This window comes from Rhizobium sp. BK316, from assembly GCF_014193695.1.
GTDB lineage: Bacteria > Pseudomonadota > Alphaproteobacteria > Rhizobiales > Rhizobiaceae > Rhizobium.
On the sequence record NZ_JACHZR010000001.1, the window covers coordinates 646150 to 661103 of the forward strand.

At 61.5% G+C, this 14954-nt stretch carries 13 protein-coding genes and 2 riboswitches; of the genes, 9 read left to right on the forward strand and 4 right to left on the reverse strand.

The annotated features are described in order from the left end of the window. Nucleotides 1-3: 3 nt before the first annotated feature. Genes thiS through thiC form a run of 3 tightly spaced genes read right to left on the reverse strand, consistent with a single transcriptional unit; the run spans nucleotide 4 to nucleotide 3000 of the window. Nucleotides 4-201 carry a sulfur carrier protein ThiS gene (gene thiS, locus FHT87_RS02840; RefSeq protein WP_183725175.1) on the reverse strand — a complete coding sequence of 66 codons (198 nt, stop codon included), beginning with the start codon at nucleotides 199-201 and terminating at the stop codon, nucleotides 4-6. Then, nucleotides 201-1172 (reverse strand): glycine oxidase ThiO, encoded by a 972-nt coding sequence (thiO, locus tag FHT87_RS02845; RefSeq protein WP_183799300.1) that lies wholly within the window; start codon nucleotides 1170-1172, stop codon nucleotides 201-203. Before thiO ends, thiS begins: the two co-directional genes overlap by 1 nt. 1 nt (nucleotide 1173) lies before the next feature. Next, nucleotides 1174-3000, reverse strand: coding sequence for a phosphomethylpyrimidine synthase ThiC (gene thiC, locus FHT87_RS02850; protein WP_183725179.1), 1827 nt, complete (start codon nucleotides 2998-3000; stop codon nucleotides 1174-1176). A gap of 92 nt (nucleotides 3001-3092) precedes the next feature. Further along, nucleotides 3093-3224: riboswitch (TPP riboswitch) on the reverse strand. A 410-nt stretch (nucleotides 3225-3634) separates the two neighbouring features. Between thiC and FHT87_RS02855 the strand changes: the two genes are divergently transcribed. Further along, nucleotides 3635-3838: a cold-shock protein gene (locus FHT87_RS02855; protein ID WP_183725181.1), complete on the forward strand. Its 204-nt coding sequence runs from the start codon at nucleotides 3635-3637 to the stop codon at nucleotides 3836-3838. A 116-nt stretch (nucleotides 3839-3954) separates the two neighbouring features. Here the strand turns inward: FHT87_RS02855 and FHT87_RS02860 are convergent, their stop codons facing one another. Beyond that, complete coding sequence (locus tag FHT87_RS02860) at nucleotides 3955-4248, reverse strand: DUF2934 domain-containing protein (protein ID WP_183799303.1); 294 nt, start codon at nucleotides 4246-4248, stop codon at nucleotides 3955-3957. 325 nt (nucleotides 4249-4573) lie between these two features. Between FHT87_RS02860 and FHT87_RS31095 the strand changes: the two genes are divergently transcribed. From FHT87_RS31095 to atzF, 8 genes are all read left to right on the forward strand, one after another. Continuing rightward, nucleotides 4574-4879, forward strand: coding sequence for a hypothetical protein (locus tag FHT87_RS31095; protein ID WP_246698063.1), 306 nt, complete (start codon nucleotides 4574-4576; stop codon nucleotides 4877-4879). 220 nt (nucleotides 4880-5099) lie between these two features. Continuing rightward, nucleotides 5100-5211, forward strand: a riboswitch (guanidine-I (ykkC/yxkD leader). A 73-nt stretch (nucleotides 5212-5284) separates the two neighbouring features. After that, nucleotides 5285-6358 (forward strand): putative urea ABC transporter substrate-binding protein, encoded by a 1074-nt coding sequence (locus tag FHT87_RS02865; RefSeq protein ID WP_183799306.1) that lies wholly within the window; start codon nucleotides 5285-5287, stop codon nucleotides 6356-6358. 58 nt (nucleotides 6359-6416) lie between these two features. Continuing rightward, entirely contained in the window at nucleotides 6417-7235 is an 819-nt protein-coding gene (locus tag FHT87_RS02870; protein WP_183799308.1) for an ABC transporter permease, read from the forward strand. Further along, nucleotides 7232-8056, forward strand: coding sequence for an ABC transporter ATP-binding protein (locus tag FHT87_RS02875; RefSeq protein ID WP_183725188.1), 825 nt, complete (start codon nucleotides 7232-7234; stop codon nucleotides 8054-8056). The genes FHT87_RS02870 and FHT87_RS02875 overlap by 4 nt, the downstream gene beginning before the upstream one ends. Continuing rightward, a complete protein-coding gene (locus tag FHT87_RS02880; protein WP_183799311.1) occupies nucleotides 8053-8874 on the forward strand; it encodes an urea amidolyase associated protein UAAP1 in 822 nt (273 codons plus the stop codon). The genes FHT87_RS02875 and FHT87_RS02880 overlap by 4 nt, the downstream gene beginning before the upstream one ends. 10 nt (nucleotides 8875-8884) lie before the next feature. Next, nucleotides 8885-9535: an urea amidolyase associated protein UAAP2 gene (locus tag FHT87_RS02885; RefSeq protein ID WP_183799314.1), complete on the forward strand. Its 651-nt coding sequence runs from the start codon at nucleotides 8885-8887 to the stop codon at nucleotides 9533-9535. A gap of 2 nt (nucleotides 9536-9537) precedes the next feature. Beyond that, nucleotides 9538-13077 (forward strand): urea carboxylase, encoded by a 3540-nt coding sequence (gene uca, locus FHT87_RS02890; protein WP_183799317.1) that lies wholly within the window; start codon nucleotides 9538-9540, stop codon nucleotides 13075-13077. Nucleotides 13078-13080: 3 nt separating this feature from the next. Then, a complete protein-coding gene (gene atzF / locus FHT87_RS02895) occupies nucleotides 13081-14886 on the forward strand; it encodes an allophanate hydrolase (protein WP_183799320.1) in 1806 nt (601 codons plus the stop codon). Nucleotides 14887-14954 lie beyond the last annotated feature (68 nt).

Here is a 14954-nt window from a genome sequence, read left to right on the forward strand (position 1 = left end):
GGGTCAGCCTCCCTGCATCGGGGCCAGGATCTCGATCCTGTCATTGTCGTTCAGAAGGTGATCGTCGCGATCCTCGCGATGAATGAGCTCGCCGTTGACGGCGGTTGCCAGCCACTCGCCCTCATAATCGAGTGCCGCCAGAAGCTGCGACAGCGTGGTTGCGACAATTGTCTCGGGTTCGCCGTTTATGATCAGGTGCATCAGGGGCTCCTTTGCTTCGTCTGTCCGGAAAAGACCAGATCCGCGGCTTCAGCCGCCATCGCTGGCGCCAGCAGAAAACCGTGGCGATAAAGGCCGTTGAGGATGATGATATTGCCCTCCCGCATCACGCGGGGAAAGTTGTCTGGAAAGGCAGGGCGGATGCCGGCGCCGGTTTCGACAATCGCAGCATCGGCAAAAGCAGGATGCAGTGCATAGGCGGCATTCAGCAGTTCCATCAGCGAGCGGGCGGTGATCGGCCCTTGGAATTCCGTTTCGATCATCGTCGCGCCGACCATGAACAGGCCTTTACCGCGCGGCACGATATAGACGGGAAAACGCGGATGCAGCAGGCGGACGGGCCGCGCGAGGGTGACCTCCTCAGTCTGCAGATAGAGCATTTCGCCCCGCACACCCCGCAACTCCTCGCACTGGCCGATCTGGCCCACCCCGGTGCAATCGACGATTTCCGCGAATTCACCGTCATCGGCGATCTCTTCGGCAAAAGTGACGCCCTTTGCCGACAGATCATCTTTCAATGCGTGCAATACTTCGCGGGGATTGAGGTGCGCTTCCTGCGGAAAGAACAGGCCGTGCCTGAAGCGACCGGCGAGAGAAGGTTCGAGGGTGGCGATTTCGCGTTCCTCAACCCAACGATAGCCGGTCGTGCGGCCGGCGAAGCGCTTCAGCTCGCTCTCATCGCGGTTCGGTGCGACGACAAGCGTTCCCTTGCGGACGATCTTGCCCGGCGAAATCGCTTCCCATCGATCAGCGGAATCGCGGCCGCGTTCGAGTACGGCTTCATCGGCACTTTCCCGCTCGCACCATGGTGCCAGCATGCCGCCGGCAAGCCAGGAGGCTGCCCGGCTGAAAGTCTGACTGGGATCTGAGATCGTGACCTCAGCGCCGCGCCGAAACAGCTCGTGAGCGACCGTGAGGCCGGCGACGCCGCCCCCTTTGACGAGGACGCGCATGTCACTCGGCCGGATGCGCGCTGCCGTTGATCGGCATATAGAGATCGCCGCCTTCTCGATATTTCGCCGCCATCGCGTCCAGCCCCTCCTTCTGCGCCTCCGCGCGGATGTCATGCGAAATCCGCATGGAGCAGAATTTCGGGCCACACATCGAGCAGAAATGCGCAACTTTATGGGCTTCCTTCGGCAAGGTCTCGTCATGGAAACTGCGGGCGGTATCGGGATCGAGCGACAGGTTGAATTGGTCCTCCCAACGGAATTCGAAGCGGGCGCGAGATAACGCATCGTCGCGGACACGCGCCGCTGGATGTCCCTTGGCGAGGTCTGCCGCGTGGGCGGCGATCTTGTAGGTGATGACACCCGTCTTGACGTCGTTGCGGTCGGGTAGGCCGAGATGCTCCTTCGGGGTGACGTAGCAGAGCATGGCAGTACCGAACCAGCCGATCATCGCCGCACCGATCCCCGAGGTGATATGATCGTAGCCCGGCGCGATATCGGTCGTCAGCGGCCCGAGCGTGTAGAAGGGCGCTTCGCCGCAGACGGCAAGCTGCTTGTCCATGTTTTCCTTGATCTTGTGCATCGGAACATGGCCAGGCCCTTCGATCATCGCCTGACAGTCTTTTGCCCAGGCGATCTTCGTCAGCTCGCCAAGCGTTTCGAGCTCGGCAAACTGCGCTGCGTCGTTGGCATCGGCAATCGAGCCGGGGCGCAGGCCGTCGCCGAGCGAGAAGGAGACGTCATAGGCGCGGCAGATGTCGCAGATTTCCTCGAAATGCTCATAAAGAAAGCTCTCGCGATGATGATGCAGGCACCACTTCGCCATGATCGAGCCGCCGCGCGAGACAATGCCGGTGACGCGGTTGACGGTCAGCGGGATGTAATGCAGCCGCACGCCGGCATGGATGGTGAAATAATCGACCCCCTGCTCGGCCTGCTCGATCAGCGTGTCGCGATAGACCTCCCAAGAGAGGTTCTCGGCGATCCCATCGACCTTCTCCAGCGCCTGATAGAGCGGTACCGTGCCGATCGGAAGCGGCGAGTTGCGGATGATCCACTCGCGGATGTTGTGAATGTTGCGGCCGGTCGACAGGTCCATGACGGTGTCGGCGCCCCAGCGAGCCGCCCAAACCATCTTCTCGACTTCCTCTGCCATAGAGGAGGTGACGGCGGAATTGCCGATATTGGCATTGATCTTCACCAGGAAATTCCGGCCGATGATCATCGGCTCGCTTTCCGGGTGATTGATATTGGCCGGGATGATCGCGCGGCCGGCTGCGACCTCCTGACGGACGAATTCCGGGGTCACATGATCCGGAATATGGGCGCCGAAACTTTCGCCATCGCGAATTATGGCTTCGACCTTCGCTTTGCGGCCAAGGTTTTCGCGGATGGCGATGAACTCCATTTCCGGCGTGATGATGCCGGCGCGCGCATAGGCAAGCTGGGTGACCGCCTTGCCGTCTCTGGCACGTAGCGGCTGACGTTTGGCAGGAAATTGTGGTGTCAACCGCTCGCCGGTAACAAAGCCATTGTCTTCGGGGCGCAGATGGCGGCCTTCATAGGCCTCGACATCGCCGCGCGCGAGTACCCAGTTGCGGCGAAGCTGTGACAGGCCCCGCTCGATGCGGATATCTGCTCCGTCGGCGGTATAAGGGCCGGAGGAATCGTAGACGACAACAGGCGGCTCGCCCGATGTCGGATGCACGCTGATCTCGCGCATCGGCACGCGGATGTCGGCGTGAATATCCCCCGCGACATGGACTTTCCGCGACGCCGGCAGCGGGCCGGTGGTAACGGTCGGAGTGAGGTTTTTTGCGGCAATGGTCATGGTTTGAGGCTCCAAGTTGGTGTTGGAGACCCAGTCAATCAGCCGGAATGATGGAAAGACGCCGGCATGGATTCTACGCGTGAATCCAAAGTCTTCGAGCGCTTGCACCGTCCCTACGCCAGTATGAACTGGATCAGGTTCAACGGGTCACTGCGCCACAATCGGCAAAGCCGTATTGCCTAGCAGTATCTCAGCCCCTTGCCGGGACACCCCTGGTGAATGTCGCAAAGACTATGTGCTCGGCCGAGTTCATGTCAACCCGGAACTGCGGAACTTCGGGCAAACCAGCACGCAGGGTGAACCGCACCGAGCTTGCCCTGAGAGCAATAATATACGACAAGCGCGATCCGCATAACGCAACCCGGAAGCCTTTCGGCGCCCCTCTAATGAAGGGCGATTAATACGAACGCGCGTGGGACGCACGACCAGACACGACACGAGGTTTAGGAACGTTTTCTGCCAGCCAAAGAGGCTCTATCCAACCTCCAGCTCATGCAAACACATGCCAGCACCAGAGCGTGCTGGCTAAGGCCGGTCGTTGTTTCCCATTCGCTCCCGGTAGATCGGGTTGATCGCGCGACAGCTGATCGCTAGATTGCCGGCGCGATTAAACCGCAAGCACACGAGGATTCTCATGCCGACTGGCAAAGTAAAGTTTTTCAACAACGACAAGGGTTTCGGCTTTATCACGCCTGACGACGGCGGAGCTGATGTTTTCGTGCACGTATCCGCATTGCAATACGGTGGTACACTGAAGGAAGGCCAGAACGTGTCCTTCGATATCGGCCAGGATCGGAAGACAGGCAAGTCAAAGGCCGAAAACGTCAGACCGCTCTAAACCGCACGGGATCTCCTTTTCGACAATCAGAATTCATCGCAGGGCGCTCATCGAGGGCGCCCCGCTCTTTCAATCCCATTCAACCAAGTCGAATGGGCCGCCATGAAGCAGCCCAGTTAGTGCTTGGTAACGCCTGTGGCAATCTTAGTTGACTTCGGCGGCGGAGCCGTCGTCGGAACGCTCTGGGCGCCGCCCTTGGACTTGCCTGCTGCTTTTACCTTAGGGGCTACGTCCGCCTCCCCAGCCTTCTTCGACCGGGGTTTCTTGACCGGCTGACCACCGGTCTCGGTGCTCGCGGCGATTTCCTGAAACGCCTGCAGCCAGTGCTTCATGTCCTCCCCGTGAGGCCGGCCCTCCTGCTCCCAGATCTCATAGGCGCGTTGTCTGAGACGGTCTTCGTTCACTGCCATCCGTTCCTCCCTGAGCTAGACCTTAAGACCACTGACATGGTGCGGCCCATATCAGAGGCAAGTGCCACCGCGTATTTCCGGCAACGAATAATTGGCAGCACGGTCATGCCTCCGTTCTCCGGCTTGCTGGCCGTGCCAGCGATCTATTGGTAATGGCTGCTCTCCGGGCCGGCGTCGCAATTTGCCGATTGCGAATGCGGTTGTTCACCATTTCCGGAGAAGTCAAAGCCGATTGCGTGCCGTTGAATGATCTAGCAAGCAATTTCAGATAATAGCAAAGGCATCGGTAGCTGAATCGCCTCGGAGTAACGTCGTGAAATCTCGATTGTCGTCCAAATTTGTACTTTCAGCATCTGCGTTGCTCATCGGTTCGACGCTGGCTTCAGCCCAGGGATGGCAAACAGACACGCAAGGTACGTCCAATTGGCATGTTTCACCGCCGATCGGGCAGTGCAACGTCAGTCGAGCCAGAAACAGAGCGATACGCGCGGGCATTTACCGAAGCGAGATCGTCTATCGTGACGAGAATGTGCTGACCTTCAGGGGGCTGACGATTAACGGAGATCGCAAGGAGATCACCTTCGGAAACGAGCCAAGCTGTCCGGAACTGGAGTCGAGAGATATCCCATAGATCGCCGAACGAATGAATGATCTCCTAACTCAATTTTTTATAGCCGCCGACTGCCTTAAGAATCTTAATTTTTATGCATATCGCTAATGCGATCCAGAGAATTGCCTATTTTGTATGCATTGGTATGCACTTTTTCGATCATTGCCAATACACAGCATACGTCATCCTAGTAAAATCAAACAGATGCACGACCTGGCATGACGCTTGCTTCGATAGAGGCAGAGTTGGTGGCTAGGGTTCCGGCGTTCTCGGAGAGCGCGGCTGGTCCGAGAGCCACCACCGGCGGGGGAGAGATCCCGCCGGGTGCACGGCGGGACAAAAGCCCGGGAGACCTCGTAAGCCAAGGGATTGGCGGCACGATGGTCATTGCCGATCCCTTTTGAAGAAAGCAAAAGGGGAATTTCAATGCAGACTTTTTCGAAAATCCTTTCCATGACCGCGCTCTCTGTGTCGCTGGCTCTCGGGATCGGTTCCATCGCCAAGGCGGAGCAGAAGACAGAATTCAAGGTCGCCTGGTCCATCTATGTCGGCTGGATGCCTTGGGGCTATGCCGCCGACCACGGCATCGTCAAGAAATGGGCCGACAAATACGGCATCAAGATCGACGTTACGCAGTTCAACGATTATGTGGAGTCGATGAACCAGTACACGGCCGGCGCCTTCGATGCCGTGACCCTGACAAATATGGACGGCCTCTCGATCCCCGCCGCCGGCGGCGTCGACACGACAGCGGTCATTGTCGGGGACTTCTCGAACGGCAATGATGCCGTCATTCTGAAAGACAAGGCCAGCCTCGCCGATCTCAAGGGCCAGAACGTCAACCTCGTCGAATTCTCCGTCTCGCACTATCTGCTGGCCCGTGCGCTCGAGAGCATCAAGCTGACGGAGCGTGACGTGAAGGTGGTCAACACCTCGGACGCCGACATGGTCGCCGCCTACAAGACGCCCGATGTCAGCGCCGTCGTCACCTGGAACCCGCTGGTTTCCACCATTCTCGAAGATCCCACGGCCAAGAAGGTTTTCGACAGCTCGCAGGTGCCGGGCGAGATCATCGACCTGATGGTCGCCAATACCGGCGTGCTGAAAGACAATCCGAATTTCGGCAAGGCGCTTGCCGGCATCTGGTATGAGACGGCGGCCCTTCTGAGGGCCGACACCGCCGAGGGCAAGGCGGCCCGCGAGGCCATGGGTTCGGCATCCGGCACCGATCGTGCCGGCTTCGAAGCCCAGCTCGCCGCCACCAAGCTCTTCGACAAGCCGGCTGATGCAGTTGCGTTCACCGCCTCGCCGGGCTTGCCGAAGACCATGGACCTGGTCCGCGCCTTCCTCTTCGAAAAGGGTCTGCTCGGCAATGGCGCCCCGTCTGCCGATGTCATCGGCATCGAAATGCCTGACGGCAAGGTGCTGGGCGATACGGGCAATGTGAAGCTGCGTTTCACCGAGACCTACATGAAGGCCGCCGCCGCCGGTTCGCTCTGATCGCAACGGAGGCGCAGCCTACCCGCGCCTTCCCTCCTTCACCAGCGGAGCATTTCCCATGCGTTGGATCAACACGAGGCCGAGCCGGGGCGCACAGTTCGCCTTGATGATGCTGCCCTTCGTGCTGCTCGTCGTCGCCTATGCGTTCGGTTCGGCCGCGCGACTGGCGGAAAACACCAATGACAAGCTTCTGCCAAGCCTTGCTGGCTTTGCCGATGCGATCAACCGCCTGGTTTTCGTTGCCGACCAGCGCACAGGCGAATATCTGCTCTGGTCGGATACAGGAGCAAGTCTGATCCGGCTGCTCTCCGGCCTCGGGATCTCCACTGCAATTGCGCTCGTCGTCGGCATGCTGATCGGCATGCTGCCCTATCTGAGAGCGCTGCTTTCCCCTTTCGTTGCCGTCATCTCTATGGTGCCGCCTCTCGCGCTCCTGCCGATCCTCTTCATCGTCATGGGGCTCGGCGAAACCTCGAAAATTGCCCTCATCGTCATCGGCGTCGCGCCGACGATGATCCGCGACCTGGCACTGAAGGCGCTGGAGCTGCCCCGCGAACAGATCGTCAAGGCCGAGACGCTCGGCGGCTCCTCATGGCAGATCGGCCTGCGTGTCGTGCTGCCCCAGATCCTGCCGCGGCTGATCACATGCCTCAGATTGCAGCTCGGCCCGGCATGGCTGTTTCTGATCGCGGCGGAAGCGATCTCCTCGGATTCCGGCCTCGGCTACCGCATCTTCCTCGTCCGCCGCTATCTCTCGATGGATATCATCTTTCCCTATGTGGTCTGGATCACCCTGCTTGCCGTTGTGATGAATTATCTGCTCGACCGCCTGCGCATCGCCGTCTTCCCCTGGTCGGAACTGGAGAGGCAGGCATGAGTGAACTCAGGGTCGAACGGGTCTGGAAGGAATATGGCGACCAGATCGTGCTCGAGGACGTTTCGCTGACCGTCGATGCACGCGCTTTCGTCGCGCTGGTCGGCCCCTCCGGCTGCGGCAAGTCCACATTTCTGCGCATGCTGCTTGGTCAGGAACGGCCGACGAAGGGCAAGATCCTGCTCGACGGTGAGCCGCTGCCACCGGAACCGGGGCCAGATCGTGGAGTCGTCTTCCAGCGCTATTCCGTCTTCCCGCACCTGACCGTGCTCGGCAATGTGCTGCTCGGCAAGGAATTGACCGCCGCACGCTACAGGGCGAGGCTCTTCGGTGCAGCCCGCCGCAACGCGTTGGAAGACGCGCGCCGGCTGATTGCCGAGGTCGGTCTCGCCGGTTCCGAAGGCAAATATCCGGCCCAGCTTTCAGGAGGCATGCAGCAGCGCCTTGCGCTGGCCCAGGCGCTGATCATGAAGCCGAAGGTGCTGCTGCTCGACGAGCCCTTCGGTGCGCTCGATCCCGGTATCCGCGCCGAGATCCACATGTTGATGAAACGGCTCTGGCACGAGACGCAGATGACCGTCGTCATGGTCACGCACGACATGCGCGAAGCCTTCACCCTTGCGAGCCGAGTCGTCGCCTTCGAACGCCGCCGCGACCGGCCGGAGGAGAAGGAGCGTTACGGCGCCACCATCACCAAGGACATTTCCATCTGGCCGCCGCGCCTTGCCGGCCAGTCATCAATCTTCAGCCCCGACCGGGACGGCCCGGTCGCTTCCCTGGGGCACGGCCGGGACGACCTGGCACCATCAGGAGAGATGCTATGATGCATATGAGACGCTCGCCCGAAGAGATCGCCGCCAACCGCGCGCGCTATGAGGAGCATCAGAAGAAGGGTTTGGAATTCGCCCCCAAGGCGCTACCCGGCCCGAGCCCACTGCCGGCGCCGGCCATCGATGCCTCGACCATCGTCCATCAGGAGACCATCCCGGGCGGCTGGTACTGGTCGACGAAGCTCTTACGTGGCGAGGCGATCCGCATCGATCAGGCCGAGGGCAATTCCACCGTGGCGCTCGTCGCCTGGAACGCGGCCGACACCAGCGAGCGCATTAATCTGGTCGATACCGCCAAGGTCCAGTGGACGACGGCGCTCGGCAAGGGGCGTGTGATCTTCTCTGACATGGGTCGCGTCATGTTCTCGATGATCGAGGACAGTTCCGGTGCCCATGACTGCCTGATGGGTGGCTCGACGGCCGCCTCGAATGCAGACAAATATCCCGGCGAGAAGACGCGCAATACCCGTGACAACTTCGTCCTCGTCGCCGGCAAGCTCGGCCTCGACCGCCGCGACATACCCGGCATCCTCAATCTCTTCGCACCCGTTCGCCTCGCCGAGGCCGGTGGCTTCGGCTGGCAGAAGAAGCTCTCCAACAGCGGTGACTATGTGGAGCTGCGTGCGGAAATGGACATGCTGGTCGGCTTTTCCAATTGCCCGCATCCGCTCGATCCCGATCCGGCCTATCAGCCGAAGCCGATCGTCGTCACGCGCTACAAGGCCGCAGTCCCGGCCGTGGACGATCTTTGCCGGACGGCGACCGCCGAAGCTGTGCGCGGTTTCGAAAACAACGCCCTGATGCGGGCCTGAGGATACAACGATGACCGATTTCATCCAGACCTCTCCTGCGCGCACCGTGGAAAATGCCGCGCAGGATCACTTCATTCCGGCAGAAGCCCCGTGGTCCGGCATCGTGCGCATGGGTCAGACGATCCGCATCGAGGACAGTTACGGCCAGCAGGCTATCGACACGCTCTTCTATCGTGCCGATGATTTCTCCGAGCGCTATTCCAACCAGGATACGATGCGTATGCAGGGTGCCGCCTATGTCGGCATCGGCACGAAGATCATGTCGAACGAAGGCAATGTCATGCTCACCATGACGGCAGACAGCTGCGGCCGCCATGACACGTCGGCCGGCGCCTGCTCCTGCGAGAGCAATACGGTGCGCTTCGGTCATGGCACGAAATATCTGCATGCCTGCCGCGACAACTTCGTCCTCGAAGTCAGCAAACATGGCATGGGCAAGCGCGACATCGTGCCGAACATCAATTTCTTCATGAACGTGCCGATCAAGCCGAATGGCGAGATGACGATCGTCGACGGAATCTCCGCGCCAGGCGATTATGTGGAACTCGTCGCCGAGATGGACGTGCTCTGCGTCATCTCCAACTGCCCGCAGATCAACAACCCGTGCAACGGCTTCGATCCAACGCCGATCAGGGTGCTGATCTGGGATGGCGAGGACTGAGGATGTTCAAGAAAGTCCTGATCGCCAACCGGGGCGAAATCGCCATCCGGGTCATCAAGACCTTGAGGAAGATGGGCATCGCCTCCGTCGCCGTCTATTCCGATGCCGACCGCTTTGCCAAGCCTGCCATGATGGCCGATGAAGCTGTCCGCCTCGGCCCGGCGCCGGCCAGCGAAAGCTATCTCAACGTCGATGCCGTCATCGCCGCCTGCAAGGCGACCGGTGCCGAGGCGGTGCATCCCGGCTACGGCTTCCTGTCGGAAAATATCGGCTTTGCCGAACGCCTCGCCGCCGAAGGCATCGCTTTCATCGGCCCGCGACCCGAGCATCTCTCAGCCTTCGGACTCAAGCACACGGCCCGCGAACTCGCCAAGGCAAGCGGCGTGCCGCTCCTGCCTGGCACCGGCCTGCTCTCGAGCGCCGACGAAGCACTCTTTGCTGCAGAGACGATGGGCTATCCCGTCATGCTGAAAAGCACGGCCGGCGGCGGCGGCATCGGTATGCAGCTCTGCGGTGATCCGGAAAGCCTCAAGGCCTCGTTCGAAAGCGTGCAGCGCACCGCACGGGCGAGCTTCGGTGATGCGCGTGTCTATATCGAACGTTTTGTAGCCGAAGCCCGCCATGTTGAAGTGCAGATCTTCGGCGACGGGAAAGGCACGGTCATCGCGCTCGGCGAGCGCGACTGCTCGCTGCAGCGGCGGAACCAAAAGGTGGTCGAGGAGACCCCTGCCCCCGGTCTTTCCGCAGCAAGCCGCGCTCGCCTGGACAAGGCAGCCGTCGATCTCGGTTCGGCGGTCTCCTACGAATCCGCCGGCACCGTCGAATTCATTTACGACCCCGTGCGCGAGGAATTCTATTTCCTTGAGGTCAACACCCGCCTGCAGGTCGAGCATCCGGTAACGGAAGCCGTCTTCGGCATAGATCTCGTTGAATGGATGATCCGCCAAGCGGCGGGCGAAGACGTGCTCTCCGGCGCAGAGCCCCTGCAGCCGCAGGGTGCGGCGATCGAGGTGCGTGTCTATGCGGAGATGCCGCATGCAGATTTCCGCCCAAGCGCAGGGCTGCTGACGGAGGTGTCATTCCCTGATGATGCACGTATCGACGGTTGGGTCGAGACCGGCACGGAGGTGACGCCTTTCTACGATCCAATGCTCGCCAAGATCATCGTTTCTGCGGAGGATCGCCCAGCAGCGATCGAGAAGCTGAAGGCCGCGCTTTCGGGCACATCGATATCGGGCATCGAAACCAATCTGGATTACCTCCGCGCCATCGCCAGTTCGGATCTACTCGCCAGCGGCAAGGTGGCGACGACGGCGCTGCGTGACTTTTCCTTCGTACCCGATGTCATCGAGGTGCTTGCGCCGGGCGCGCAGTCGAGTATCCAGGAGCTGCCGGGCCGGCTTGGCCTGTGGCATGTCGGCGTGCCGCCGAGCGGCCCGATGGACGAGCGCTCGTTCCGCCATGCCAACCGCCTCGTCGGCAACGGTGATATGGTTGCGGCGCTGGAACTGACGGTTTCCGGTCCGGTGCTGAAATTTCATACCGATACGGTGGTTGCGCTCGCCGGTGCCAGGATGGCGATAAGCGTTGATGGCGCGAAATTGCCGCATGGCGAAGCCGTGACTATCCGCGCCGGCCAGATCCTCTCGATCGGCAGCATCGATGGGCCGGGGCAGCGGGCCTATCTGGCCGTGGCAGGCGGTTTTGCCGCTCCCGTCGTGCTCGGTTCACGCGCCACCTTCGGCCTCGGCCAGTTCGGGGGCAACGCTACCGGTACGTTAAAGACCGGCCATGTGCTGCATCTTGCCAGAGAGGCCGCTGTCGGGCCGCCGAAACCGGCGACGGAGCCGGCAGAATTGACCCGCGAATGGGATGTCGGCGTTGTCTATGGCCCGCATGGCGCTCCCGATTTCTTTGAGGACGGCGATATCGAGACGCTGTTTTCGACGAATTACGAAGTGCATTTCAACAGCGCCCGCACTGGTGTGCGCCTGATCGGCCCGGCGCCGAAATGGGCGCGCAGCGATGGTGGTGAGGCGGGTCTTCATCCCTCAAATCTGCATGACAACGCCTATGCCATCGGCGCGATCGATTTTACCGGCGACATGCCGATCATCCTCGGTCCGGACGGACCGAGCCTCGGCGGATTCGTCTGCCCTGCGGTGATCGCCCGCGACGAGCAGTGGAAGATGGGGCAGTTTAAACCGGGCGACCGCATCCGCTTCCACCCCGTTTCACGTTCTGAGGATCCGATCGCCGGCCCGGCGGTGCATCGGGTGACGGAAGAAGCGGGCTCGCCGATCGTCGGCCACCGTGACGATGGACCTGTCTCCGTCGTCTACCGCCGGCAGGGTGACGATAACCTGCTGGTCGAGTATGGGCCGATGACGCTCGATATCGCTCTGCGGCTCAGGGTTCATCTCCTGATGCAGGCTCTATCGAAAGCGCGTCTGCCAGGGATTATCGATCTCACGCCTGGCATCCGCTCGCTGCAGATTCACTATGACGGTACGAATTTGACCCGCAAGCGCCTGCTTGGCTTGCTCGCCGAGATCGAGGCAGGCCTGCCGGCAGCCCAGGACGTCAAAGTGCCGAGCCGCATCGTGCATCTGCCGCTGTCCTGGAACGATCCGGACGCGGAACTTGCCATGCGCAAGTATCAAGAGCTCGTTCGGCCGAACGCGCCATGGTGCCCGTCCAATATCGAGTTCATCCGCCGCATCAATGGCCTGGCGGATGAACAGGCGGTGCGCGACGTCGTCTTTGACGCCAGCTATCTCGTGCTCGGCCTCGGCGATGTCTATCTCGGCGCGCCGGTCGCCACTCCGATCGATCCGCGCCATCGGCTGGTAACGACCAAATATAATCCGGCCCGCACATGGACACCGGAAAATGCCGTCGGTATCGGCGGTGCCTATATGTGCATCTATGGCATGGAAGGCCCTGGCGGTTACCAGCTCTTCGGCCGCACCATCCAGATGTGGAATACGTGGCGGCAGACGCCGGTATTCGCCAAGGACAAGCCGTGGCTGCTCGATTTCTTCGATCAGATCCGCTTCTTCCCGGTCAGCCACCCGGAATTGGCGGAAGCCCGCAGCGCCTTCCCGCATGGCGGCTACCCCGTCACGATCGAGGAAACGGAATTCTCCTATGCCGCCTATGAGAGAGAACTCCGGGCGAATGCCGCCTCGATCGGCCGCTTCAAGGCAAGACAGCAGGCGGCCTTCGATGCCGAGCGCCTGCGTTGGAAGGAGGCGGGCCTCGACAGCTTCGTCGCTGACGAAGGCGCAGGGGAAAGCCTGGACGGGGATATTCCCGAGGGATGCTTCGGCGTTGCCAGCGCCGTACCCGGCAATATCTGGAAACTGCTGGTCGAGCCGGGCGTACCGGTCGCGGCCGGCGACACGCTTGCCATCATCGAATCCATGAAAATGGAAATCAACGTCACCGCACATGCGCCGGGCCGTGTCCGCGACCTGCGCGCCGGCCCCGGACGAAACGTCAAAGCGGGCGATATCATTGTTGTTCTGGAGGAATGCTGACCTATGCTGCCGACCATTCTTGATCTGACAAGCCTTCGCGCAGCCTATGAGGCGGGCACAACCCCGCGCGATGTCATCGAGACCGTGATTGCCCGTCGTGCCGCCTCGAAGGATCCGGCAATCTTCATCACGCCGACGCCTGATGACACGTTGCGGGCCGAGGCTCGCGCCCTGATGGAGCGCGCGCCAACGCCAAACAGCCTGCCGCTCTGGGGCATGCCCTTCGCGGTGAAGGACAACATCGACGTGGCGGGGCTGCCGACCACAGCTGCCTGCCCGGCTTTTGCCTATCAGCCCGAGAGGGACGCAACCGTCGTCGCCAGGCTGCGGGCGGCGGGCGCGATCGTCATCGGCAAGACCAATCTCGACCAGTTCGCGACCGGCCTCAACGGCACGCGCTCGCCCCATGGAGCACCGCGGTCGGTGTTCGACGCCGACTATATATCCGGCGGTTCGAGCTCCGGCTCGGCCGTGGCGGTGGCATCCGGCCTGGCCGCCTTTGCGCTCGGAACGGATACTGCCGGCTCAGGCCGTGTGCCGGCGGCCTTCAACAATCTCGTCGGCATCAAGCCGACGCCGGGCCTGCTGCCGAATACCGGCGCCGTGCCGGCCTGCAAGAGCGTCGACTGCATCACCATCTTTGCCGCTGTTGTCGGTGACGGCGTCGCAATCCGCAAGATTGCCGAGGGCTTCGATGCCGCCGACGCGTTCTCCAGGCGTGCCAAGCCGGCTTCGCTTCCGGCCGCCGCCCTGCGCGTCGGCGTTCTCGACGGCGCAGAGCGCGAATTCTTCGGCGATGCCAATGTCGAGACGCTCTACGATCAGGCGATCGAGCGCGCAAAGGCGCTCGGCGCGACGATCGTTCCCTTCGATTATGCGCCCTTCCGTGAGGCGGCTTCTCTCCTCTATGACGGCCCATGGGTTGCCGAGCGCCTGGCTGCCGTCGAAGATTTCCTGGCGAGCAACGCCGCCGATTTCGATCCCACGGTTCGCAAGATCATCGAAGGCGCCAAAGGCAGGACCGCCGTCGAAGCCTTCAACGGTCGCTACAGGCTCGAGGAGCTGCGGCGCGAGACGGAAGCCGAATGGGCAAAGGCCGATCTGCTGCTGCTGCCGACAGCACCGACGACTTATAAGGTCGCCGACATGCAGGCCGACCCGATCGTGCTCAACGGTCGGCTTGGCCGCTACACGAATTTCGTCAATCTGCTCGATTGCGCGGCAATCGCCGTTCCCGCCGGCTTCGGCGACAACGGCCTGCCGGGCGGCGTGACACTGGTTGCGCCAGCCTTCACCGACGATGCGCTGGCTCCCCTTGCCGATGCGCTGCATCGCGCAGCCGCAGCCGGCATGGGTGTCGACCGCACTGCGGCGATGCCTGAGCAGAGCCGTGTCGCCTCACTGACGGACGATACCATCGCCATCGCCGTAGTCGGCGCGCATCTGACGGGTATGCCGCTCAATCATGAGCTGACAACATTGGGTGGCACATTGGTAAGGGCCTGCCGCACCGCAGGCGATTATCGTCTCTTCGTGCTTCCGAATACTATGCCGCAAAAGCCCGGCCTCGTCCGCGAACCGGGGTATGACGGGCATGGACTGGAGATCGAGGTCTGGGCGTTGCCATCAGAGGGCTTCGGCCGTTTCGTTGCAAATATCCCTGCACCGCTTGGTATCGGCAAGGTGACGCTGGAGGACGGTTCGAGCGTATCGTGCTTTCTCTGTGAATCCCATGCTGTCGACGGAGCCGAGGAGATCACGGCTCTCGGCGGCTGGCGGAACTATATGCGCAGCAAATCGGCCGCTTGAATCGGAGGGGTACGGCAGTGAAACTCATAGTTCGACTGCTGATCAATGGACTCGCGGCGCGTGCCGGC